Here is a 23,973-nt window from a genome sequence, read left to right as displayed (position 1 = left end):
TCTCGTGGCGGCGCGTCAGCGCGCGCGGCCTGTCGTGATCTTCAATACCTGCGGCCGATCGATCAGGTTGATGCCATAGTCGGTCTGGTCGCCGTTCCACACCCGCTTCATCACCCATTTGCCGTCGCTGAAGCCGCCTTCCTCGATCCGCAGCACCATGTTGCCGGGCGTCGCGGACTCGAACCTCACGCGGACGTGATCGCCCACCAGCAGGAATTCATTGTCGGACATCTGCGCGACGGCGAGGCCACCGATCGGCTGCGACGCCCATGGCGCGGGTTCGGACTTCAGCCAGGTCCATTCCTTGGTACCGAACTGCCATTCACCCCAGGTGCCGGTGATCTTCCAGTCGCCTAGCGTGGTCGAGACGGCGGCGCCGTCATCGGGCTTGGCCGCGCCCCAAGTCGGGCGGGTGGCGGCGATGCGCGCCCAGTCGCGCATGATCGAGCCGACCGCCTTGTAGGGCAGCGCGAACGCGTCGAGCGTGTCCTTGTCGAGCCGGTCGGAGCCGAGCGGGTAGTTGAAATAGCCCGTGTCATCCATGCCGAACGGCGCGAAGCCGATCCCGCCATTGCCGATCGTGGGATAGAAGAAGCGCGCGAACTCCTTGCCGTTGCCGATCTCGGGCACCATCAGCGGATTGTCCAGCCGAGTGTATTTGTCGAGATACTGGACGATGTTGGCGCTCTTGCGATCGTAGATGTCCGGCGCCTGGAAATCGATCGCGGGAGCCGCGGCCTTCCAGATGTCGAGCACGTCCTGCTGCGGGCCGCCGCTCGCCACGCCATCGGGATCGGGGACGTTGGAGGGGCCGGCGAGCGAGGCGTTCACGTACATCGGCAGCGGCTTCACCTTCTTGCCCGCCACCGCCATCGCGTTGACGTAGGAGGCGACGTACCAGGTGTTGAAAGCGCGATCGGCCTGGGCGCCAAACGCCTGCGTCCAAGTGCCCGACTTCTTCGTGGCCCGGGCGAGCGCCGGCGGGATCGGCTGCGCGAACAGCCGGTTGCCGACCACGCTGAAATCGCGCGGGTTGCGGTAGCTGCCGGTTTCGTTCTGCGGCTGAACCATGATCACGGTGTTCTGAGAATCGTGATCGCGCAGATACTCCATGACCTTGACGAAGGCGCGGGTGTCGGCGGCGAGCGTCTGTTCGCCATGTGCGCTCAGCACGCCATGATCTTTGCCCTCGCGCGTCTTCATGCGCGGGAAGCGGCCTGGGTTCAGCTTCACCCAATCGGGCGTGTAGGCGTAGCTGGTGTTCTTCCATGCGCCGAACCACAGGAGCACGATGCGCTTGTCATGCGCGCGGGCCTGATCGAGCAGAACCTGGAGAAAGGAGAGGTCAAATTTGCCCTCGGTGGCCTCGACCTGCTGCCATGCGATCGGGATCTCCAGCGTGTTGGCGTGGATGCGGTCGAGCGTCGGCCAGACCTGATCGAGCATCGCGGGATAATTGCTCGAATTGTTCGCCTGCGCCGCGAGCATCAGATAGGGCGCGCCATCGACGATGAAGGCGTGGCGGCCGTTCTTCGTCTCAAGACGCGGCAGTTCGGTCGCTTGAGCCGAAACAGCGGTGGCGCTCGCCAGCGCGATCAGCGCCGTGCCTAGCTTAAATACGTTCACTTCATCCCCTCTTTCGGATCGCCGTACATGATCCCGCGGCCATCGGTCGCGACATAGACGCGGCCGAAGCGCTTGGGATCGCCGCTGACCATGCGCAGGCGCAGGCCCCATTGATGCTGGTCGTCGTTGATACGCTGCCACCCTGCCCCGCCGTCGAGCGAGCGGAACACGCCCTTGGTGCCGCGCTGCTCGCCGATCGCGTAGAGCGCAGGCCATTTGCCGTTCGGCGCGGCCTTACCGAGGCCGTAGCGGGTGATGGTGATGCCGCCGGTGGCGCGCTCCCAACGCTGGCCGAAGTCGGTGGAGCGGTAGAGGTCCGGTCCGACGAGCAACCACAGCGCCCCTGCCCGGCCCGGCGTGGCGACGAGCGGGTTCGCTGCTTCGCGGCCGATCGCGCGCGCGGCGGAGAGATCGGCCGGGAGGCCGGTGCTGGTGACGGGTCTGAAGGTCGCACCGCCGTCATCGCTGCGGACGAGCTGGTTGGCGGCGAAATCTATCGCGTAGAAGCGCTTGGGGTCGGCCTTGTCGGCGGTAACGCGGACGCGCGAGGGCAGCCCGTGGATCGGCGTCCAGCTCTTGCCGCGATCGCGGGTGAGGATCGGCTGGGCCGTCTCGACAATGAAGGTCGTGCCGTCGGCAGAAACAGTGATCGCAGCGTTGCCGGTCGCCTCGGGCGGCGGTTCGCTGCCCGTGGGCTGCGATGGCGGCACGCGGAGCGGCTGCCAGCTGGTGCCGCCGTCGCCTGACCAGGCGAGCGAAGTGTCGGGCACCACCGGCTTGTGCGTGTTGCCGCTGCGCACCATCACCGCGGGAGCTTCGCCGGCATAGTCGAGCGAATTGGTGTTGGTGAGGAAGGGGTTGAGGTGGACGCGCGGCGGCGAAACGGTGAGGTCGTCGTGGCGGAAGCCGCCGAGATCGCCGAACCCCGAGACGAGTGGTGCGCCGCCGGTGGGGCTGACAAGGGTGATGACGGCGGTCTGCTCGATCCCCCTGGTCCAGGGCGCCCAGCGCATCGCGGCGGGCTGGTTGAAGTTGTGCGTCGCGTACATCGTCGCGCCGGTGACATAGGCGGCGTGGTCGGCGTCGAAGGGGTCGATCGCGAGACCGGCGATCCAATGGCCGAAATCGGCCTTCTTGTCGAAATCGAGGAAGGGCGTGGCCGACACGTCGCGTGTGCTGGTGCGGGAGAGTTCCTGCCAGGTGCGGCCGGCGTCGGCGGAGCGCCAGGCGGTGTCGCCGCCGATGTAGCGGTTGACGGTGCTGACCGCGATGATGTTCGGATCGCTCGCCGCTACGGCGACGCCCATGTAGCCGCCGGGGACAACTGCCGCGCCTTTGAGCGGCGTCACGTCGCGCCATTCGCCTTTTGCCGGATCGAAGCGCCAGACCTGGCCGCGCTTGATGCCGTTGGGGCCGATATAGTCGCAATAGGTGATGGTCAGCACGCCGTCGCGGCCGATCACACCCTTGGTGGGCAGCATCTCAAGTGACGGGCCGCCGGGGATCGCGTGCCAGCTCTTGCCGCCATCGTCGGAGCGGAACAGGTGCCGCGCGCCGCGATCCGCGCTAGCGACGTACATTCGCCCGCGCTTCGCCTTGTCGAACAGGACAAAGGAGAGGCCGCCATGTGTGGTGCGCGGGCGATCGGGCTGGCCGAGACCGACAAGTGGGAAGCTGGCTACCTTATGCCAGGTTGCGGCGAAATCATCGCTTCGCCACAGCCCATCGTGGCGCGAGCCGAAGAACAGGGTCGCCGGCGCGTTCGGATCGACCGCCAGCCGCTCACCCATGCCACGGCCGTCCTCGTTGCCGCCCATTGCGAAGGGTACGATCGTCTTGTGCCACGTCGCGCCGCGGTCGGTGGAGCGGAATATCGCCGCGGGCATGCGCGCGTTCATGCCGGCTGCCATGTACACGACATCAGCATGGACCGGATCGGGGGCGATACTCTCGATGCCCATGTAGCTGGGCTGGGATTCGTCGTCCTGGAGCGGCAGCCAGCGCCGCGCCTTGGCGTCCCAGCGATACGCGCCGCCCATGTCGGTGCGCAGGTATGCGAGGCCACGCTCGACGGTGCTGAAAACAATGCCTGGTGCGAAACCGCCGCCGCCCAGCGTGACGTTACCCCAGGTATAGGGGACCTGAAACGAAACGGCCGGTTCGGCCCCGACGTTAGCGCCAACGTTGAGGGCGAGCGCGAGCGTGGCTGCCTGGACGAACTGCCTGCGCTTCATCACCTCTCCGCCCCTTTAACATACCGCATTTTCGACCAGCATCACTGCCCTTGACGACAACTATGGCATGAACGATACCGCTAACACAACCGGGGAGGACACCAGTGTCGCAGTATCGTCCAACGTGGCTGGAGGCCATGCCCTCCGATTGGCGCGACGGCACCTTTATCGGCCGTTTAAAGACGGCGGATGGCCCTTCTCCCTTCATGATCCGAAACGGTCAGGGCTACGACATGGCGCGCATACGCCCGACCGTGTCCATGCTGATCGCTGACCGGACATTCGATGGCGGCGTGCCGATCGAACTCGAAGCCATTGCAGACGACGCGCTGCTAAGTCCGATCGACCTGCAGTGCGTCAAGGCCGCCGGCGTTACCTTTGCGGTCTCCGCATTGGAGCGCGTGATCGAGGAACAGGCGCGCGGCGACCACGCAAAGGCGGCCACCGTGCGCGCGCGGCTGGAACAGGCGCTCGGCGGCAATTTGCGCAGCGTCGAACCGGGGTCAGAACGGGCAGCACAGCTCAAGGATACGCTGATCCGCGATGGCATGTGGTCTCAGTATCTGGAGGTCGCGATCGGCCCCGACGCGGAGATCTTCACCAAGTCGCCGGTACTCTCCACAGTCGGCCATAATGCGCCGGTCGGCATTCGATCGGACTCCACTTGGAACAACCCTGAGCCCGAAGTGGTGCTGGTCGCCGATGCGCATGGACAGGCGGTTGGCGCGACGCTCGGCAATGACGTGAACCTTCGCGATTTCGAGGGCCGCTCCGCGCTGCTGCTGGGAAAGGCGAAAGACAATAACGCCTCCTGCTCGCTCGGACCGATGATCCGGCTGTTCGATGACAATTTCACGATGGACGACGTGCGCGCCGCCGATGTCGCGATGACGATCACCGGCGAGGACGGCTATGTGCTCGAGGGCGCCAGCACGATGCGCGAGATCAGCCGCGATCCGGCCGAATTGCTGCGGCAGGCGCTGAGCGAACATCATTATCCCGACGGGCTCGTGCTGTTCTGCGGCACGCTCTTCGCGCCCGTGCAGGACCGCGACGAGCCCGGCCAGGGCTTCACCCACAAGGTCGGCGACACGGTGACGATCTCAAGCGCGCGCCTCGGCACGCTGGTCAATCCGGTCACCACATCGCGCGATGCGCCCGCCTGGCGCTTCGGCATCGCCGACCTGTTCCGCAATCTCGCTTCCCGCGGCCTGCTCGCGGCATGACCCCTTCGGAGACCTTAGTGCTGCAACAGACTGCAAGCGACACCGGTCGCGCCATTTATCCGAGCCTTGAAAACAAGAGCGTTATCATCACTGGCGGCGCGTCCGGCATCGGTGCGGGGCTGGTCGAGGCTTTCGTGGCGCAGGGCGCGCGCGTCGGCTTCATCGATGTGCTCGATGGCGAAGGGCGAGCCTTGGCGGAACGTCTGGGTGCGGGGGCAAAGCACGCGCCGCTGTATCGCCAGTGCGATCTGACCGATCTTGACCAGGTGGCAAGCTGCCTGCCGGCGCTGATCGCCGATCTGGACGGCGTTGACGTGCTGCTCAACAATGCCGCCAATGACGACCGCCACAAGGTGGAGGATGTGACGCCGGCGTTCTGGGACGAGCGCATGAACGTCAATCTGCGTCACCAATTCTTTGTCGCCCAGTCCGTGGTTCCGGCGATGCGTAGGGCGGGCAAGGGCGTGATCCTGAATTTCGGGTCGATTAGCTGGCATCTCGGCCTGCCCGAGCTGGTATTGTACCAAACCGCCAAGGCGGCGATCGAGGGTATGACGCGCGGCCTGGCCCGCGAACTGGGCCGCGACGGCATCCGCGTGAACACGATCGTGCCGGGCAACGTGCAGACGCCGCGGCAGGAGCGCTGGTACAATCCGGAGGCGGAAGCAGAGCTGGTCGCGGCGCAATGCCTTAATGGCCGGATCCAGCCGAGCGACGTCGCCGCGCTTGCGCTCTTCCTCGCCGCAGACGATGCGCGCATGTGCACGGGGCACGATTACTGGGTGGACGCAGGCTGGCGCTGATGGACGCGACGCATCTCCTGAAAATAGGCGCGGAGCTGGGCGAAGGTCCGGTATGGATCGACGGCGCCTTGTGGTTCGTCGACATCAAGGGGCGGCATATCTATCGGCATCGTCTGGATACGGCCGAGACCGATCGCTGGGATGCGCCCGAGATGGTCGGCTGGGTGCTGCCGTCCGCCAAGGGCGATCTGATCGCCGGGTTGCAATCCGGGCCGCACCGTTTCTCGCCGGAAACGGGCGCGTTCGATCGCATCGCATCGGTTGATACGCATCTGCCAGCCAACCGGCTGAACGATGCGGCGATCGACGCGCGTGGGCGGATCTTCTTCGGAACGATGGATAATGACGAGGCTAGCGCGAGCGGGCGCGTCTACATCCTCGACGGCGGCGCGGTGCATGAGACGCCGGTGACGCCGACCGAGATCACCAACGGGCCTGCGATTGCGCCCTGCGGCAAGCGGCTTTACCATGTCGATACACTGGCACGGACGATCGTGGCGCATGCGATCGCCGAAGACGGCTCGCTGGGATCGGCGGAACCATTCCTCGCCTTCACTGGCGATGAAGGCCATCCTGACGGTGCGATCTGCGACGCCGAGGGTGGGGTGTGGGTCGGCTTCTACGGTGGCTGGGCGGCGCGGCGCTTCTCGCGCGCCGGCGAGCTGACTGAGGAAGTGCGCTTTCCCGTGGCCAACGTCACCAAAGTCGCATTGGGCGGCGCGGATGGGCGCACCGCCTTTGCCACCACCGCGCGACAGGGGCTGGACGCAGCGGCGCTGGCCGCGCAGCCGCTCGCCGGCGATGTCTTCACCTTCCGCGTCACCGTGCCGGCCGCGCCGGCGGTTCGCGCCAACAGCTAAGTCTAAGCGCCCGTGGAGGCGCAAGTCCGGAGAGTTTGCGAGTGGAAACGGCGTTCAACAAGGCCCTCGTCCTGCGCATCGTCGCGGTGGCGACAATCGGCGGGTTCATGTTCGGCTATGACTCCGGGGTCATCAACGGCACCCAGAAGGGGCTGGAGGCGGCGTTCGACCTCGGCAGGCTGGGCATCGGCATCAACGTTGGCGCGATTCTCGTCGGATCGTCGATTGGCGCGTTCGGTGCGGGGCGGCTGTCCGACCTGATCGGGCGGCGCGCGACGATGATGGTCTCGGCGGTGCTGTTCCTCGTCTCCGCAATCCTCGCTGCAGCGGCGGGATCGTCCGAGGTGTTCATTCTGGCCCGGATCATTGGTGGGCTTGGCGTGGGCGCGGCGAGCGTGACTTCTCCGGTTTATATCTCGGAAGTGACGCCGGCGAACGTGCGCGGACGACTTTCCAGCGTGCAGCAGGTGATGATCATCACCGGCCTGACGGGTGCGTTCGTTGCGAATTTCGTGCTGGCGCGCTTCGCAGGCGGATCGACCGAACCGTTGTGGGGCGACATTCCGGCATGGCGCTGGATGTTCGGGCTGCAGGTGATCCCGGCGGTGATCTACCTGCTCGCGCTCTTCTCCATCCCGGAAAGCCCGCGCTACCTGGTGGTCAAGGGCCAGGAGGACCGCGCGCGCGACGTGTTGACGCGGCTGTTCGGCGCCACGGAGGCGGCGCGCAAAGTGGGCGAGATCCGCGCCTCGCTTGCGGCGGATCATCACAAGCCCAAGCTGTCCGACCTCGTCGACAAGACCACGGGCAAGATCCGACCCATCCTGTGGGTCGGCATCGGTCTCGCCATCTTCCAGCAACTCGTCGGCATCAACGTCGTCTTTTATTACGGCGCGACTTTGTGGGAGGCGGTGGGCTTCACCGAAGATAATGCGCTCCAGATCAACATCCTGTCGGGCGCGCTGTCAATCGGCGCATGCCTTCTCGCGATCGCACTGATCGACAAGATCGGGCGCAAGCCGCTGCTGCTGATCGGTTCGGCCGGGATGACCGTGACGCTAGGCGTGGTCGCTTGGGCATTCTCGACAGCGGTGCCGGACGGCACGGGCGGCGTGATGCTGCCGGGTAACGCGGGACTGATCGCGCTCGTCTCGGCGAACCTCTATGTGGTGTTCTTCAACATCAGCTGGGGGCCGGTGATGTGGGTCATGCTGGGCGAGATGTTCCCAAACCAGATCCGCGGGTCGGCGCTGGCGATCTCGGGCTTCGCGCAGTGGATCGCCAATGCGGCGATCTCCGTGTCGTTCCCGTCGCTAGCGGTGAAGCCGGGCCTTGCGGTGACCTATGTCTTCTATGCGGTGGCGGCGGCGGTGTCGTACGTCTTCGTCAAAGCGATGGTGCGCGAGACACGCGGGCGTGAGCTCGAGGAGATGCAGGGTTGAAGCTGGCTGCAGGCGATTGGGCGCTGGAGGCGGCGCCCGAGCGTGGCGGGGCGATCCTGTCGCTGACCAGGGCCGGACGCGACGTGCTGCGGCCGACGCCGGCGGCGGTCACCGAGCCGTTCGATCTAGCCTGCTTCCCGCTCGTGCCTTATGCCAATCGGATTGCCGCCGGTTCCTTCTTGTGGGAGAGTCAGGCGGTTAAACTGCCTCGTAATCACCCGGAACAGGCGCACCCGCTACATGGGACTGGTTGGCTGATGCCATGGTCGGTCGTGTGTACGGATGAGACCAGCGTAACGATGCGGCTGGAGCATGCGGGTGACGAGACCTGGCCGTGGGCGTTCGCGGCCGAGCAGCGACTGGTGGTGTCGGCGGAAGGGCTGTTGGCGACCCTTGAGGTGCAGAACACGGGCGAGCGGGCGATGCCGGTGTCTCTGGGATTTCATCCCTATTTCGCGGCCGCGGATCGGTTGCGGTTCGTGGCTGACCGCGTTTGGCTGGCGGATGGCGACATGCTGCCGGCTGAACACGCCGCGGCGGATGCGCTGGGGGATTGGTCGGTTGGCGGTGCGCTGGTGCGGCCTGATCTGGTGGACCATTGCTATACCGGCTGGCGCGGTGTCGCGACGATCGAGCGGGATGATGGCGATGTGGTGCTGACGGGCGAAGGCACGTCGGCGCTGCACGTGTACGTGCCGCCGGGTGAGGCGTTCTTCTGTGCCGAACCGGTGACAGCGATGCCCGATGCGGTGAACCGCGGCGAAGCGGCGTCGCTGGCGCCGGGTGCGCGGACGACGATAGCGATGCGGATCTCGGGCTGAGATTGCCCCGCGGGCGGCTGCACCTGGCGCTCGTCACCCCGGCTGCCGTGCCGAGATCCCGGGTGCAGCATACTTATTGGCGGCCGCGTGCGCGGAGCATTGGATTCCGGGGCGTGGCCGGGATGACGGGGCGTTTGTTGATCGGGCGCAGCGAACCTTTGCGCGTTGGACCCGCGGCACGGTGAATGCCGCGACGAACCCGGCATGACGGTGGTGACTGGGTTAACACCCCTCCCCATCCGTGCTGAGCTTGTCAAAGCACGTGTCAATCAGCGCAGCGCTTGGGGCACGCCCTTCGACAGGCTCCGGGCGAACGGAGGATCGGTTTAGCCTGCCCGCCGTGCCGCCGGCCTGCGCCTCGGCGCCGCGTCAGATTGCCGGCGGATCAGCGTATAATCGAGCACCACCTGGCGCAGCACCTCGGCCGCGCCGCTGCGCTTGTCGCGCAGCATCGCGGCGAGCAGATCAACAGCCGCACGGCTCATGTCCGCGATGGGCTGGTGTATGGTCGTCAGTTCGGGCCAGATCGTCGTCGCCAGGGCGCTGTCGTCGAAACCGACGACGGTCAGGTCCCCGGGCACGTCGAGGCCGCGGCGGTGCGCAACCGCTACGGTCGCCGCCGCCATATCGTCGTTGCTGGCGAAAATCGCTGAGGGGGGGCTCTTTGCCTCAAGAAGCTCCTCTGCAGCGTCGAGGCCGGAGCGATAGGTGAACAGGCCCTGCGCGACGAGGCTGTCGTCCATCTCGATCCCACGCTCGGCCAGCGCCGCGCGATAGCCCTCCAGCCGCTCGCCGCTTGCCGTCAGATTGGGATTGCCGATGATGAAGCCGATCCGCTGATGGCCGAGATCGAGCAGGTGGGCCGTCATCTCACGTGCAGCGCTGCGATCGTCGATAGAGACGGCGGCAAGGTGCTGGGGCCGGCGACCGGTCGCGACGACCACCGCGGGAACGCGCGCTTCGCTCAGCAGATCGAGCACGGGCTGCGAATCGCACAAGGGCGGTGGCAGGATGATCCCATCGACGCCGCTGTTGAGCAGGCGCTGAGCCACTTCCCGTTCGTCGCTGTCGCTGTCGACATTCTGCACAACGAGCTGAATATCCGCGCGGCTCGCCTGTTCGAGGCTGCCGAGCAGAAAGGCGCTGAGATAGGATTCCGAAGGGTTGCTATAAAGCAGGCCGATACGCTGCTGCGCGGCACCTGCGAGGCGACGGGCGGCCCGGTTGGGCGCGTAGTTCAGTTTCGCGATCGCGGCATGAACCGCTTCGCGCGTCGCATCGCGCACGTTGCTTTCGGCGTTGATGACGCGTGACACGGTCATCAGCGAAACGCCGGCCATCTTCGCGACATCGGCGATCGTCGGTGCGCCCGTTTGCCGCGAGGTTCCGCTTCGGGGTTTGCGCGTCGAGCCTGCTGCCATTCCGCCACCGTAGCATCTGTTGCGCATCTGCAAAGCCGCAAGTGCAGCATATCTGAAAAGGTGGTAGCGTTATCACTCTATGGCTCTTATGCGAGCTAGAGCATAGCCGGAGAGGGATGGAATGCGTCGCGTTGGCTTTTGGACGGTAGCAGCCCTGATGGGCATGGTGGCAAGCGGAACGGCGGCGCAAGTCGCCACTCCCGAAAATTGGCCCGTGGCGCAGAGCCCGGACGCGATGGTGGACGCCGCAACCGAAGCAAGAATTACCGACCTGCTTTCCAAGCTGTCGCTGGAAGAGAAGATCGGCCAGATGATCCAGGGCGATACCGGATCGATCAAGCCGGAGGATCTTCGCAAATACCCGCTCGGCTCGATCCTGGCGGGCGGCAGCTCGCCGCCGATCGGCGCGCCCGATCGCTCGCCGGCAGCGCCCTGGGTCGCGACCTCGCGCGCGTTCAACGCAGTGGCGATGGAGCAGCGGCCGGGGCATGTCGCCATCCCGCTGATGTTCGGCATCGACGCGGTGCACGGCAACAACAATGTCGTTGGTGCGACGATCTTCCCGCACAACAGCGCGCTGGGCGCGATGCGCGATCCGGCGCTGATCCGGCGCATCGGCGAGGCGACCGCGGCCGAGACGGCGGCGGCGGGGATCGACTGGGCGTTCGGCCCGACGCTGGCAGTGCCGCAGGACGATCGCTGGGGCCGCGCGTATGAGGGCTATTCGGAGGATCCCGCGCTGGTCGCCTCCTATGCCGGCGCGATGGTGGAAGGGCTGCAGGGCAAGCCTGCAGACTGGGGTATCAAGAAGGGGCATGTCGCCGCCAGCGTGAAGCACTTCCTGGGCGATGGCGGCACCAAAGACGGGATCGACCAGGGCGATACGCAGGTCGATGAAGCGACGCTGATTGCAACCCACAATGCCGGCTATCCGGCCGCGGTGAATGCCGGCACGCTGACGGTAATGGCCAGCTTCTCCAGCTGGAACGGTGCCAAGATGCACGGCAACAAGTCGTTGCTCACCGACGTGCTGAAGGGCCGGATGGGCTTCGACGGCTTCGTTGTCGGCGACTGGAACGGTCACGGGCAGATCCCGGGCTGCACCAACACCGATTGTCCGGCGACATTCAACGCAGGGCTCGACATGGCGATGGCGCCGGACAGCTGGAAGGGCCTGGCCCAGCGGCTCGGCCACGGCGGCCTTTGCGGCGCTCATCACCTGCTCGTTCGCGGCGAATGATGACCCCTCGCCGATGATCGGGCGCTACCTGAAGGCGACGCTCAAAACCTTCCCGCTCGCCGCCTTCTATCTCTTCTTCGTTCTACCCCGCGTGGACGGTTACGAGATGCTGGTTATCACGCTCGCCCCGACACTGATCTGGATGGGCTATATCCAGGCTGACCCGCGCCGCTCGCCTGAGGCGTTGCCGATGTTCTCCTGCTTCATCGTCGCCATGGGCTTCCTGCCCCGCTTTGAGGCTGATTTCGCCACGTTCGTGAACACCGGCCTCGCTCAGCTTGGCGGCATCGTAACCACACTGGCCGTGACGCGCCTGTTCCGTTCAGCAAGCGTGCGCTGGACGCTGCGCCGGGTGATGCGTGCCAACTGGGCCGAGTTGGCCCTGCTGGCAGACATCCGGCGGCCCTTCCGCCCCGCGGACTGGACGGCGCGCTCGGTCGACCGTCTCGGCCAGATCGCACAGCGGATCGTCGCAGCCCCGCCGGGCGACGACCTCCATGCGGCGGACGGCCTCGCCGACCTGCGCATCGGGCGCAACGTCATCCCGGTGCGCAAGGCGCTGTCCCATGTCCCGCATGACCTGCGCCACGACATGGGGCTGGTGCTCTCGGGCATCGCCAATCACTACCGCGCCCGGATCCGCCGTGGCGCGATCTCCCCGGCGGACACCGCCCTGCTGGCGCCGATCGACCGCTCGATCGACGGTCTGCTGGCCCGCCCGCTCGACGATCATCGCAGGCAGGCGCTGCGAGCGCTCGTGGCAATGCGCTGCAACCTGTTTCCCGAAGCAGCTGCGCCGGTGCTGACCATCGGAGCGGCGTCAACGACGCACGTGGGCATGGAATTGGCGTATGATTGAAGAAGTTCACCTTGGCGGCATCTACGTTCCCACCGCGCTCGTGACGGCGGTCATTTCAGTGGTGCTCGTCTATTTCCTTCGTATGCCGATGCAGCGCCTGCCGCTTCATCGCTTCATCTGGCAACCCGCCCTGCTAGACCTTGCCGCCTTCACCCTCATCTGGTGGGGCCTCAGCGCGGCAGCAGACTTTATCCCTCACTTCCGGCTGCACTACTGATCATGCCTTACCGACATCTTCTCGGGCGCTCGCTCGCGACCCTACTCGTCATCCTTGCCATCCTCGGCGGGATTTATGTGCTGTGGCAGCGCTATCAGGTCGATCCGATCACGCGCGACGGCAAGGTTCGGGCGGACATGGTGCCCGTGTCGGCCGACGTCGGCGGGCTCGTCACCGACGTGCGGGTGGTGGACAACCAGCCGGTACACAAGGGCGATGTGCTGTTCGTGGTGGATCGTCCCCGCTACCAGCTCGCCCTTGAGCAGGCCGACGCCAAATTGGCGAGTCAGCGCGCCTCGCTTGCCCAGGCCGTTCGCGAGGATCGCCGCAACCGCGCGGTCAGCGCGGTGATCGCTGCGGAGACCGTGGAACAGGGGCGGACGCGGACCGACGAACTAAGGGCTGCGGTGGCGGAAGCGGTCGTCGCGCGGAACCTCGCCCGCTTCAACCTGGAACGCACGCTGGTGCGCGCGCCGGTGGACGGGACTGTCACCAATACGACCTTGCAGCCCGGTGTCTATGTCGTTGTCGGCAAGCCTGCCCTGGCCCTGGTCTATGGAAAAACTCTCCGGGTGGAGGGATATTTCGAGGAGACCAAGCTGCCGGCCATCCAGGTCGGCGATCCGGCGAGCATCTACATCATGGGCGTGGCCGACGAAGTCCGCGGTCGGGTCCAGAGTATCGCGGGCGGCATCGAGGATCGCGAGCGTGGTGGTGTCGATGGTCAGTATGCCGATGTGAATCCGACGTTCGACTGGGTTCGGCTGCCCCAGCGCATTCCCGTCCGGATCGAGCTGGACAAGGTGCCGGCGAATGTGCGCCTGATCCCCGGGCAGACCGCGACGGTCGTCATTCATCCGCGCACCGATGAGCGGAAGATCCACAGGAGCCTGCCATGGTGAGGAGTACGGACGTGCTTCCCCCCGTCGGCTTGATGGCTGGACCCGGGGCTATCGTGCCAGTTCGCGCCTCCGGCCGCGCTCGGCCCTGGCACGCCACGAGACGCCTGGCACTCTCCGTCGCCGGCGCCTTGTTGATGGCGGGCTGCACCACGGTGGGACCGGACTATAAGGGGCCGAAAAGCGAGTTACTCAACGCCCCTGCCGCCCAGGGTCCGTTTGCCAGCGCCGCTGGCGTGCCCGTAGAGGCAACCGAACTGCCGCAAGACTGGTGGCGGCTGTATGATGACCCGACGCTCGACCGGCTTGTCGGCGAGGCTCTGGTTGCCAACACCGACCTTCGCGTTGCCGCAGCCAATCTCGCGCGTACCGAAGCCGTGGTCGACGAGGCCAGGGACACATACGGCCCCGAGCTTGAAGTGGAGGGCGAAGTCCAGCGCAGGCAGTTCTCGAGGCAGTCCTACCTGCGTGAGGATCCGATCCCGCCGCTGAGCGTCGGCGGCGCGGGATTGCGTGTCTCCTATCAGCTCGACCTGTTCGGCCAGTTGAAGCGCATCGTCGAGGCCGCCGAGGCCGATGCCGAGGCCAGCGTCGCCCTGCGGGACTCCGTGCGCGTGACCGTCGTCGCCAACGTTGTGCGCGCCTATGTTGAAGCCTGTACCGCCGGAGAAGAACTGGTCGTCAATCAATCCGTGGTGGACATCCAGGACAAGAGCGCCGACGTCCTGCGCCGTCTGGGGCGTGCAGGCCGGATCGCGCGGAAGGACGCCTTCCTGGCCGATGCCCAGACGGAGGAAAGTCGCGCTGCGCTGCCGGAGTTCGAAGCGCGCCGCAAGACGGCTCTCTTCCATCTGGCCGTGCTGACCGGCCGCCCCCCGGCAGACTTCCCGAGCGAGGTTGCTACGTGCGCCACACCGCCCCATCTGAAGCGTCCCATTCCCGTCGGGAATGGCGCCAGTCTGTTGAAGCGGCGTCCCGATGTGCGTGAGGCCGAGCGCAAACTCGCCGGTGCCACGGCCCGGATCGGGGTCGCGATCGGGGAACTCTATCCCCGCATCAGCCTGGGCGCCAGTATGGGCACGCTCGGCATCCTGAAAGATCTCGGAACGAACGCCACCAACCATTGGAGCCTCGGTCCGCTCATCTCGTGGACCATGCCCACCGAAGGTGTGCGATCGCGGATCCGCCAGGCGGATGCGAGCGCGGTCGCTGCCCTGGCCAGTTTCGACGGGACCGTGCTCACCGCGCTCCGCGAGGTCGAAGTCAGCCTGACAACCTATGGGCGCGACCTTGATCGCGCCGCCCGTTTCGAAGCAGCGCGAAATCGAGCCCTCAAGGCTCAGAAGGATGCTCAGATCCTCTACAACGCCGGCCGCACCCCGCTCTTCGATCTGTTGAACGCGAAGCGAACCGTCGCCGAGGCAGAGGTCGCACTGTCGGCATCAAAGGCGCAGGTGGCGGACGATCAGGTCTCCCTCTTCCTCGCTTTGGGAGGAGGCTGGAAGCAGACCGAAAGTTGACCTTGGTGCCCGTCACCCCTTCGCAGTTATGATTGTCGCTGCCGCTTCACCGAGGTACTTCAACCGCCTTGGTTCAGCGCTAAACATACATTGAGCAGAAAGTTGTTGCCGCGTGGACATCAGCGTCGCCCGCACTTTTCTTGAGGTCGTTAAGACCGGCAGCTTCGTAGGCGCTGCCAACAACCTTAATATCACCCAGACGGCAGTGAGCGCGCGCATCCGCGTGCTGGAGGACCAGCTGGACCGCCCCGTCTTTATCCGCAACAAGGCAGGCGCGCGGCTGACCCAAGCGGGCGAACAGTTCCTGCGCTTCGCCTCTACGTTGGTGCAAGTATGGGATCGCGCCCGCGCCTCCGTCGCCTTGCCGCCCGGTCGCGAAACGGTGATTACCATCGGGGCCGAATTGAGCCTGTGGAATCCCCTGCTGCGTCACTGGCTGCTGTGGATGCGGCGCGAATGCCCGCAATTTGCGGTGAACTCTCGGATCGGAACTGCTGATCAACTGGTAGAGATGGTACAGGACGGCGCGCTTGACGTGGCGATCGTGTATGCGGCTCCGCACGGGGCGGGTGTCATCGCGGAACTGCTGTTTGAGGAAAAGCTGGTGCAAGTGCGCACCACAGGGAACAAGCGACCGCTGACACCCGAAGACCACGTCCGGATCGACTGGGGCGACGATTTCGCCGCCAGCTATCAGGCCGCTTTTCCCGACCAGCCCGCGCCGGTTATGTCGATCAGCTACGGTCCGCTGGCACTCGAATACATTCTTGAAACAGGTGGAAGCGGGTATTTCCGCAAAGGATTTATTCGTCCGCAGCTGGAAGACGGCAGGCTGGAACTGATCCCTGGAAGCCCTGAATTCTCCTACTCGGCCTATGTCGTTCACTCCACGAAGGCGGATGCCGGAGTGATGGAGCGAATTCGCGAGGGCCTGCGTGAAGCAGCCAAACTCATCGCACAGGAACCCTCATGATGCGTGGACCACCTACCACCCTGGTTTGAAGACCATGCCTGCCGCCAAGCCAACCATCCGCGATAGCGACTCAACGTCGACATTTCGGAGCGGCTTTTCACCAGCTTTGGACATTCGTTCACGTTGCTTAGGCGCCGTATGGCAGACACCTAGAACGATGGTCGAACTTCGAGCACTTCGTGAATGCTCAGGGCATATTGCGGGAGCTTCGCATTAGCGTTATCACCTCAAGATATGCTCTCTTGCGCTGTCGTTCTTTCCGATTTGCTCGTTACAGAACGACCCTCGCTCATCCGTCGTCTCACACGCCTGCTCGGGAGCGAAGTCGCGGCGGAGGACGTGACGCAGAGCCTGTTCTTCAAGCTCCAGCGCGTCGACAACCCTGCGGCGATCCAGAACAAGAGCGCGTTCCTCAATCGTCTGGCGACCAACCTCGCAACCGACTGGCTGCGGGCGCAGAAGCGTCGCGATGGCCTGTTCACCGCGATCGATACCGCGCCCGATGTCCCATGCGACCTGCCGATCGCCGAGCGCCAGTTGCTTGACCGCGAACAGCTCAGGATCCTGCTCGAATGCGTCGATGACCTCACCCCGCGCTGCCGCGAGGTCTTCCTGCTCCGCAAGATCGAGGAATTGCCCGTCAACGAGATCGCGACCCGCCTCGGGATCTCACGCAGCATGGTCGCGCGGCACATGGACAATGCGCTGCGACATCTGTTCGCACGCGTCGGCAGCGTCGGCGAATGAGCTGAAATCGACAGTCGACGGTCGACATTGCGCTCCGTGGATCGTCTTAGCTTATAAGCGTGCCCGTGCTGTCATCTGCATCGTCGCGTGACAGGAGGGGCACATCGCGGTGAGAGACGGATTGATCACCAGGGACATGACCGATGCGGCGGCACGCTGGATCACTGCGCGCGATGCCGGGACTCTGACGGAAAGCGACGCGCGCGAAATGGCGCAATGGCTCGCGCGCGATCCGCGTCACGCCGAGGCGTTCGCGCAGGTGGAAACGTTCTGGCGCGCGATGGGCAGCGATCAGGTGCAGGCTGCGCTGCGCGGGCGTCCCCGGCTCGCGGTCGTGCCGCGACTTGCCGCCCCGTTTCGTGCCCGGCCCCGGATCGCGATGGCGCTCGCGGCTTGCCTCGCGCTGCTCGTCGTCGGCGGTTCGGCACGCGACGGCGTCACATGGCTCCGATCGGACGCCATGACCGCCACGGGCGAGCGCCGCAGCGTGGCGCTGGCCGATGGCTCGACGGTCCATCTCAATACCGCCAGCGCCATCGCGATCGACTTTACCCGTTCGGCACGAACGATCCGGCTGCTCAAGGGAGAAGCCGCGTTCACCGTCGCGCGCGATCGCGACCGGCCGTTCACCGTGGTGGCGGGCAGCGGATCGACGACGGCACTCGGCACGCGCTTCATCGTGCGGCAGGACGGTGACCAGACTGATGTAACGGTGACGGAACACAGCGTCCGCGTCGTCGAGACCGCCACACCGGGCGCACCATCGACCGTGTCGGAGGGGCAGTCGCTGCGCTATAGCCGCACCGGTGTCCAGCCTGCGCATCGTATCGATCCCGGCATGGCCGACGCCTGGGTGCACGGGACGATGATGTTCAACGACCAGCCGCTCGGTGACGTGGTGCGTGAACTCAACCGCTATCACGCGGGATATATCACCGTGCTGGGCAGCGGCCTTGCGACCCGCAGGGTCAGCGGCGGGTTCGGCATCGCAAATCCGATGCAGGCGCTCGACACGCTGGAGCATACGCTCGGCATTCGCTCTATCCGCGTCACCGATTGGCTGATCCTGCTCGTCGCCTGAGAAGAAAATTTCGCGACCCACGTCTACATCGCCCATCGCCGAACGTCAGAATGATAGGATTGGTTCTCATTAGCGAGAGCCACGCGGGATAATCACACGGGGGTCCATTAAGTGCGGATGTTCAATCGACCGACAGCCATCGGGCTGCGCGGGCTCGCGCTCTCATCGCTGATGATGACGACGGTGCTGGGCGCGGGCATGGTCATCGCCGGCCCGGCCGCCGCTCAGGCCAGCCGGAGCTACGACATTCCCGCCGGCTCGCTGTCGTCAGTGCTCGGCCGGTTCATTCAGGCGAGCGGCGTCGCGGTCGTCTATGACGCGTCGCTGACGCAGGGCGTGTCCAGCGCCGGCCTGCGCGGCAGCTATGGCCCGGCGGAGGCGCTGTCGCGCATCCTCTCAGGCAGCGGACTGACCTATCGCCAGACCGGCGCGGGGTCGTTCACGATCGAACGCGCGCCGCAGACGACGGACAACGAAGTACGGCTCGACGCGGTGCGCGTCGAGGGCGCGGGCGATGCCGGCCTAATGGCGAGCACCTCCTCCGATCCGGGCCAGACCGAGGACACCGGCTCCTATGCCACCAACGCCGTCACCATCGGCAAGAGCACGCGCTCGATCCGCGAGACGCCGCAATCGGTGAGCGTGATCACCCGCGCGCGGCTCGATGATCAAAACCTGCGCACGATGGATGACGCGCTGCTCAACGCGCCGGGCATCGTCGCCGAGCAGCAGAGCAGTTTCGAGCGCAACTTCTTCTCGCGCGGCTTCGAGATCACGACCATCCAGTATGACGGCGTGCCGACCGAGCGAAATAGCGGCTTCTTCAGCAGCCCGGACCTCGCGAGCTACGACCGGGTCGAGGTACTGCGCGGTCCGGCCGGGCTGTTCAACGGTGCCGGCCAGCCGGGCGCGACGATCAACCTCGTCCGCAAGCGCCCGCAGAAGGAGCGCCACCTGCACCTGCAGGGCCGCGTTGGTAACTGGGATTACAAGCGCGTCGACGGCGACACCAGCGTGCCGCTCAACGCCAGCGGGTCGATCCGCTCGCGCTTCGTCGCGTCCTACGAGGATCGCGAATTCTTCTACGATTATGCCGATTCGACCAAGGCCGTGCTGTACGGCATCGTCGAGGCCGATCTTGGGCCGAACACCACTTTGGGTGTCGGCATCAATTACGAGCAACTGGACGCGATCCCCTTCTATACCGGCATCCTGCGTTACGCGAACGGCACCGATCTGAACCTGCCGCGGTCGACCTATACCAACGGTAGCTGGTCGACGCTCAACGTCGATACGACGACGTTCTTCGCCGACCTGACGCATCATTTCGGCGAGAACTGGAAGCTGAAGCTGGGCGGCACCAAAATGCGCGAGAACAACACCGGCTTCAGCGGCGCGGCCTGCTGCTCGATCGCGCTCACCACCACGCCGGCGTCCACCACGACGGGCGCCACCTTCTCCGCCTTCGACCAGACGCTGATCGGCGATCAATGGGCGTTCGACGGCAGCTTGACCGGCAGCTTCGAGGCGTTCGGCCAGAGCCATGACCTGCTGATCGGCGGCAATTACATGAACCGCGATTACGACAATGACGGGCAGGCCTATAGCGGCCCGGCCTACAATCCGTTCACCTATAATCCCTATACGTTCAACTTCGTCCCGTCCGTTCCTGCGCGCGCCGCGTCCAGCACGACGAACAATCTGGAGCAATGGGGCCTGTACGGCTCGCTGCGGCTGGCGCTCACCGATCGCGCAAAGCTGCTGTTCGGCGGCCGCTTCAGCTCGTGGAAGACGCGCACGCAGAACAACGTCACCGGGTTGGTCACCAGCCAGTATCGGCAAAAGGGGCGCTTTACCCCTTACGTCGCGGCGACCTATGACGTGCTCTCGAACTGGACGGCCTATGCCAGCTACGTCCAGATTTTCCGCTCACAGTCCAACCTGTTCACCGCCGAGGGCGAGCCGCTCGACCCGGCGACCGGCGGCAATGCCGAGGCGGGGCTGAAGGGTGAATTGTTCGACCAGCGCGTGAACGCCACGATCGCGGTGTTTCACACGATCGAAAAGGGTCGTTCGCAGATCGACGTGGAGAATCCCTCGCCCTGCTCGGGGTCGCCGACGCTGGGCAATTGCTACATCCAGGACGGCAAGGTGCGCAGCCAGGGCGTCGATGTGGAACTGACCGGCATGCTGACGCCGAACTGGCAGATCGCCGCCGGCTATACGTACAACGTGACCAAATATCTGCGCGATCGCGCGGCTAACGGCACGCCGACGATCAACGAGCGGCAGCCGCTGTCCACCTTCACGCCGAAGCACATGCTGCGGCTGTGGACGTCATACCAGCTGCCGGGCGCGGCCTCGGCGTTGACCGTGGCGGGCGGCGTCAACTTCCAGACCGCGATGTACAAGCGCACCGCGACGATCTTCGTCGAGCAGCCGACCTATTCGGTATGGTCCGGCCGGGTGAGCTACCAGATCAGCCCGGAGCTGAAGGCCTCGGCCAATTTCAACAACATCTTCGATCAGACCTATTACCGCACCATCGGCACCACCTCGGGCAATTGGTACGGCGAGCCGCGCAGCGCGATGCTGTCGCTCGAAGCCCGGTTCTGACGTGACCGGCCGGTCCAGCCCCGTCGTCTCCGGCGGCGGGGCACCGCAGCGCGCGGTGCAACGCGGAGAGAAAAGCGGCTGGCAGCAGCGCGTCGACATCGTGGCGCGCAGTATTGCCGCGATCGTCGGCGGCTATGCGGTCAGCGCGCTGGCGACGGCGCTGCTGGCGCGCGTGCTGCCCACGTCGAAGATCGAGGCGGCGATCGGCCCCGCGACCTTCTCCTTCGTCATCTACGCCACGATCGCCTGCTGGGCGTTCGCCGCGCGCCGGACGTGGCCGTTCTGCGCGGTGCTGGCCGTGATCGGCGCGCTGCTCTGCGCCATGCTCTACGGGATGCCCCGGCCATGAAGGAAACGTTGCGGCAGTCGATGGCGTGGCTGCACACCTGGTCCGGCCTGCTGTTCGGCTGGCTGATCTTCGCCATGTTCATGACCGGCACGGCGAGCTACTTCCGGCCGGAGATCACGCGCTGGATGCAGCCCGAGACGGGCAAGCCCGCGACGCTGGCGGTAGCGGCTGCAAATGCCGAAGCGCATCTGCTGAAGGTCGCGCCCAAGGCGCGCAGCTGGACCATCAATCTGCCGGACGATCGCGAATCCGTCACGCGCGTGTCGTGGCGACCTCTCCCCAAGCCCGGCGAGCGCGAAGGCCGCGGGCCGCGCGGGCGCGGGTTCGGCCGCGGCAACAGCGCCGAGCTGGACGCTGCCACTGGCGCGATCGTCAAGCCGCGCCAGACCCGCGGCGGCGACTTCTTCTTCCGCATGCATTACCAGATGCACTATATCCCGGCGCTCTACGGCGAATGGCTCGCCGGTGCCGCGGCGATGCTCATGCTGGCCGCGATCATCTCCGGCGTGATCACGCACAAGCGCATCTTCGCCGATTTCTTCACCTTCCGACCGAAAAAGGCCGCGCAGCGATCATGGCTGGACGCGCACAATCTCACCGCGGTGCTCGCGCTGCCTTTCCACCTGATGATCACCTACACCGGGCTGGTCATGCTGATGCCCACGCTGATGCCATGGGGCATATCGGCGAACTTCCCGACCGAGCAGGCCTATTACGCCGCGATGTTCCCGCGTTACAAAATGCCGGAGCGTACCGGCGAGGCCGCGCCGCTGATCTCCATTCCGCAGGCGATCGCACGGGCGGAGCAGGTCTGGGGTGGCGGCCGCCCGAGCATGATCATGGTCGAGAATCCCGGCGATCGCGCCGCACGCGTCTCGGTCGTGCGCCACTCCGGCGACCAGCTGGCCTATGACGGCGGCCTGCTGCTGTTCGATGGCGTCACCGGCGCACTGCTCGCCGCGCCGCCCGAGCATGGCCCGGCGGTGGTGACCAACCACGTCATGTTCGGCCTGCACATGGGCCGCTTCTCCGCCCCCGTGCTGCGTTGGTTCTATTTCCTCGCCAGCCTCGCAGGCTGCGCGATGGTGGCGACCGGGCTGGTGCTGTGGACGGTCAAGCGGCGCAAGAACCTGCCCGATCCGGCGCGCCCAAACTTCGGCTTCCGGCTGGTCGAGCGGCTGAACATCGCCACGATCGCCGGCGTGCCCGCCGGTATGGCTGCGGTGCTCTGGGTGAACCGCCTGCTGCCGGCCGAGATGCGCGGGCGCGCGACATGGGAGATGCACAGCTTCTTCATCGTCTGGGCGTTCGTGATCGTCTACGTCTGCCTGCGCCCGGTGCGCCGGGCATGGGTGGAGGGACTGGCGCTGGCCGCGGCGCTGGTCGCCGCGCTGCCGCTGGTCAGCGCGATTACGACACCCGAGCGCAGCCTGCTGCACAGCCTGATGACCGGGGATATGGGCATGGTCGCGTTCGACCTGACATTGGTGGCGCTCGGCCTGTGCCTCGCCTTCAGCGCCTATAAGGCCGGGGCGTATAAACCGACCGTGCGCCAGCCGCGCCGCCGGGCGGTCGAAGCGAAGGCGGCCGCGTGATGCATCTCGCAACCCTGCTCTTTGCTTTCGCCGGCTTCGCCGCTCTGTGCCTCGCGATGGACAAGCATCAGCCCGACCTGATCGGCCATCGCCTCGCCGCCACGAACGTCCGCGGACTGAGAGTCGCGGCCCTCGCCGCGCTGGCTGCCGCTTATGCCAGCGCCGCTGCTGTGTCCGGCTGGCGCTTCGGCGTGGTGGAATGGGTCGGCGCGATCATGATCGCGGCGCTGGGGCTGACGCTGCTCCTTCCTTATCGGCCGCGATGGATCGTTCGATTGGCCATCGGCGGCGGCATTGCAGGGGTGATGATCTGTGCTTTCGCAACTTTCGCGTGATGCCCCTCGCAGCGCCTGCGCGACCAAAGCGCCGGATGATGCACCGGTCGCCCCGGCCGTGAAGGCTACCCCCAACGCTGGCGTAGCCCTCCCCGCGGTGTGGGAAGCGCCATCACGCTACACCGACCAGCCGACCAGCCTGCGCACCCGGCTCTTCGGCATGGGCGGGGTCACGGGCGTGGCAGGCGTGTTGGCAATGGCCGCGCTGGTCTCGTGGACCGCGCTGCACACCCACGCCGCGCAGCCAGCCGTCGCGTTGGCCGTGTTCGACGTGGCACCCCCCGCCGCCCCGCCCGAGCCGGTGCGCGAGGTAAAGCCTGGCCCTGAGCAAATCGAGAAAGAACAGCAGCGTCCGCGTACCGAACCGGCCGTGGACGCGCCGCTTACCGTACCGATGCCGACGGCGCGCCCCGTCGCGGTCGGCGATGCGCCGTCCGTCCCCGCACCCATCCCCGCGCCGCCGGTGAAGGAAACGACCGCGCCCGAGGCAAAGCCCCTGCCCCCAGCGACGACGCCGTCCAATGCCGCGCCCACCTGGCAGGGCCGGGTGCTGGCCGCGTTGCAAAAGGTCAGGCGTTACCCGCGTGAGGCGAGTCTCCGCCGCCAGGAAGGCGTCCCGTTCATCCGGTTCGTTATGAACCGCGAGGGCAAGGTTCTCTCTGTTCGGTTGGAGCGATCGTCACGCGTCCGCTCGCTCGACGCAGAGGCGGTGAACTTGCCGAAACGAGCGCAACCGCTTCCCCGACCGCCGGAGGAAGTGAAAGGAGATACCATCGAACTTGTAGTCCCGGTGGAATTCTTCTTGGCCACCGATCAAGGGTGAACTCGCGATGTGGCCACAATCCGATGTTCAGCGCCCGCGCATCTACGCATGCGGAATCGAGGTCGTGACGTTTAACGCCGACGGCACGCGGGGTCGCGCGGCGTGAGGTGGTGGCGGAGGTGTCGGACCGGATCGTGTTGGCGACAAACGAAAACGCCGCCCTTTGGGGGCGGCGTTTGTGGTTTTATGGCGGTGGTTGCGGGGACAGGATTTGAACCTGTGACCTTCAGGTTATGAGCCTGACGAGCTACCGGGCTGCTCCACCCCGCGTCACCTTTAGCTGAGC

Annotated in this window: 19 protein-coding genes, 1 tRNA gene and 2 pseudogenes; 18 read left to right on the top strand and 4 right to left on the bottom strand. The window is 65.8% G+C overall.

The window, feature by feature from the left end; all coding sequences use genetic code 11:
• Positions 1–15: 15 nt before the first annotated feature.
• Both BMX36_RS00110 and BMX36_RS00105 read right to left on the bottom strand, forming a co-directional pair.
• A complete protein-coding gene (locus BMX36_RS00110) occupies positions 16–1,737 on the bottom strand; it encodes a DUF5597 domain-containing protein (protein ID WP_177178963.1) in 1,722 nt (573 codons plus the stop codon).
• The gene (locus tag BMX36_RS00105; RefSeq protein ID WP_256210583.1) at positions 1,623–3,860 is read right to left on the bottom strand and encodes a WD40/YVTN/BNR-like repeat-containing protein; all 2,238 of its coding nucleotides are present in this window, start codon (positions 3,858–3,860) and stop codon (positions 1,623–1,625) included. The genes BMX36_RS00110 and BMX36_RS00105 overlap by 115 nt, the downstream gene beginning before the upstream one ends.
• Positions 3,861–3,997: 137 nt before the next feature.
• Here BMX36_RS00105 and BMX36_RS00100 point away from each other — a divergent pair, with 137 nt between their 5' ends.
• From BMX36_RS00100 to BMX36_RS00080, 5 genes are read left to right on the top strand one after another with little or no spacing between them, the layout of a single operon-like run.
• Positions 3,998–5,086 (top strand): fumarylacetoacetate hydrolase family protein, encoded by a 1,089-nt coding sequence (locus BMX36_RS00100; RefSeq protein WP_256210734.1) that lies wholly within the window; start codon positions 3,998–4,000, stop codon positions 5,084–5,086.
• A 17-nt stretch (positions 5,087–5,103) separates the two neighbouring features.
• Complete coding sequence (locus BMX36_RS00095) at positions 5,104–5,889, top strand: D-xylose 1-dehydrogenase (RefSeq protein ID WP_093063226.1); 786 nt, start codon at positions 5,104–5,106, stop codon at positions 5,887–5,889.
• Complete coding sequence (locus tag BMX36_RS00090) at positions 5,889–6,749, top strand: SMP-30/gluconolactonase/LRE family protein (protein WP_093063225.1); 861 nt, start codon at positions 5,889–5,891, stop codon at positions 6,747–6,749. The genes BMX36_RS00095 and BMX36_RS00090 overlap by 1 nt, the downstream gene beginning before the upstream one ends.
• Positions 6,750–6,790: 41 nt before the next feature.
• Positions 6,791–8,191: a sugar porter family MFS transporter gene (locus BMX36_RS00085; RefSeq protein WP_256210581.1), complete on the top strand. Its 1,401-nt coding sequence runs from the start codon at positions 6,791–6,793 to the stop codon at positions 8,189–8,191.
• Positions 8,188–9,012: an aldose 1-epimerase gene (locus BMX36_RS00080; protein ID WP_093063223.1), complete on the top strand. Its 825-nt coding sequence runs from the start codon at positions 8,188–8,190 to the stop codon at positions 9,010–9,012. Before BMX36_RS00085 ends, BMX36_RS00080 begins: the two co-directional genes overlap by 4 nt.
• Before the next feature lie 326 nt (positions 9,013–9,338).
• On the opposite strand, the gene BMX36_RS00075 is transcribed toward BMX36_RS00080, so the two are convergent.
• Positions 9,339–10,433 carry a LacI family DNA-binding transcriptional regulator gene (locus BMX36_RS00075; RefSeq protein ID WP_093063222.1) on the bottom strand — a complete coding sequence of 365 codons (1,095 nt, stop codon included), beginning with the start codon at positions 10,431–10,433 and terminating at the stop codon, positions 9,339–9,341.
• Between the two features lie 157 nt (positions 10,434–10,590).
• On the opposite strand from BMX36_RS00075, the pseudogene BMX36_RS00070 reads away from it, so the two are divergent.
• From BMX36_RS00070 to BMX36_RS00010, 13 genes and pseudogenes are all read left to right on the top strand, one after another.
• Positions 10,591–11,610, top strand: a pseudogene (locus tag BMX36_RS00070) (glycoside hydrolase family 3 protein); the annotation flags it as partial.
• Positions 11,606–12,532 (top strand): annotated as a pseudogene (locus tag BMX36_RS00065) (FUSC family protein); the annotation flags it as partial. The pseudogenes BMX36_RS00070 and BMX36_RS00065, both read left to right, overlap by 5 nt.
• Positions 12,525–12,749, top strand: coding sequence for a DUF1656 domain-containing protein (locus tag BMX36_RS00060; protein WP_093063221.1), 225 nt, complete (start codon positions 12,525–12,527; stop codon positions 12,747–12,749). The pseudogene BMX36_RS00065 and the gene BMX36_RS00060, both read left to right, overlap by 8 nt.
• 2 nt (positions 12,750–12,751) lie before the next feature.
• Positions 12,752–13,651 carry an HlyD family secretion protein gene (locus BMX36_RS00055; protein ID WP_066774824.1) on the top strand — a complete coding sequence of 300 codons (900 nt, stop codon included), beginning with the start codon at positions 12,752–12,754 and terminating at the stop codon, positions 13,649–13,651.
• Positions 13,652–13,704: 53 nt separating this feature from the next.
• On the top strand, positions 13,705–15,168 hold the full coding sequence (locus BMX36_RS00050) for an efflux transporter outer membrane subunit (RefSeq protein ID WP_256210733.1): 1,464 nt from the start codon (positions 13,705–13,707) through the stop codon (positions 15,166–15,168).
• A gap of 112 nt (positions 15,169–15,280) precedes the next feature.
• Positions 15,281–16,141: a LysR family transcriptional regulator gene (locus BMX36_RS00045; RefSeq protein ID WP_066774813.1), complete on the top strand. Its 861-nt coding sequence runs from the start codon at positions 15,281–15,283 to the stop codon at positions 16,139–16,141.
• Between the two features lie 183 nt (positions 16,142–16,324).
• A complete protein-coding gene (locus BMX36_RS00040; protein WP_371262762.1) occupies positions 16,325–16,888 on the top strand; it encodes an RNA polymerase sigma factor in 564 nt (187 codons plus the stop codon).
• Positions 16,889–16,997: 109 nt separating this feature from the next.
• The gene (locus BMX36_RS00035; RefSeq protein ID WP_143058481.1) at positions 16,998–17,969 is read left to right on the top strand and encodes a FecR family protein; all 972 of its coding nucleotides are present in this window, start codon (positions 16,998–17,000) and stop codon (positions 17,967–17,969) included.
• A 117-nt stretch (positions 17,970–18,086) separates the two neighbouring features.
• Entirely contained in the window at positions 18,087–20,585 is a 2,499-nt protein-coding gene (locus BMX36_RS00030) for a TonB-dependent siderophore receptor (RefSeq protein ID WP_093063217.1), read from the top strand.
• A 1-nt stretch (position 20,586) separates the two neighbouring features.
• On the top strand, positions 20,587–20,934 hold the full coding sequence (locus tag BMX36_RS00025; protein ID WP_218142110.1) for a hypothetical protein: 348 nt from the start codon (positions 20,587–20,589) through the stop codon (positions 20,932–20,934).
• Positions 20,931–22,529: a PepSY-associated TM helix domain-containing protein gene (locus BMX36_RS00020; protein WP_093063216.1), complete on the top strand. Its 1,599-nt coding sequence runs from the start codon at positions 20,931–20,933 to the stop codon at positions 22,527–22,529. Before BMX36_RS00025 ends, BMX36_RS00020 begins: the two co-directional genes overlap by 4 nt.
• Complete coding sequence (locus BMX36_RS00015; protein WP_093063215.1) at positions 22,529–22,864, top strand: DUF3325 domain-containing protein; 336 nt, start codon at positions 22,529–22,531, stop codon at positions 22,862–22,864. The genes BMX36_RS00020 and BMX36_RS00015 overlap by 1 nt, the downstream gene beginning before the upstream one ends.
• A 58-nt stretch (positions 22,865–22,922) precedes the next feature.
• Positions 22,923–23,687, top strand: coding sequence for an energy transducer TonB family protein (locus BMX36_RS00010; protein ID WP_256210579.1), 765 nt, complete (start codon positions 22,923–22,925; stop codon positions 23,685–23,687).
• 193 nt (positions 23,688–23,880) lie between these two features.
• On the opposite strand, the gene BMX36_RS00005 is transcribed toward BMX36_RS00010, so the two are convergent.
• Positions 23,881–23,957: transfer RNA gene (locus tag BMX36_RS00005), tRNA-Met, on the bottom strand.
• Positions 23,958–23,973: the final 16 nt, after the last annotated feature.

The organism is Sphingomonas sp. OV641 (assembly GCF_900109205.1).
Taxonomy (GTDB): domain Bacteria; phylum Pseudomonadota; class Alphaproteobacteria; order Sphingomonadales; family Sphingomonadaceae; genus Sphingomonas.
The sequence above is the reverse complement of the archived record's forward strand: the minus strand, read 5'-3'. Positions and strand labels throughout refer to the sequence as shown.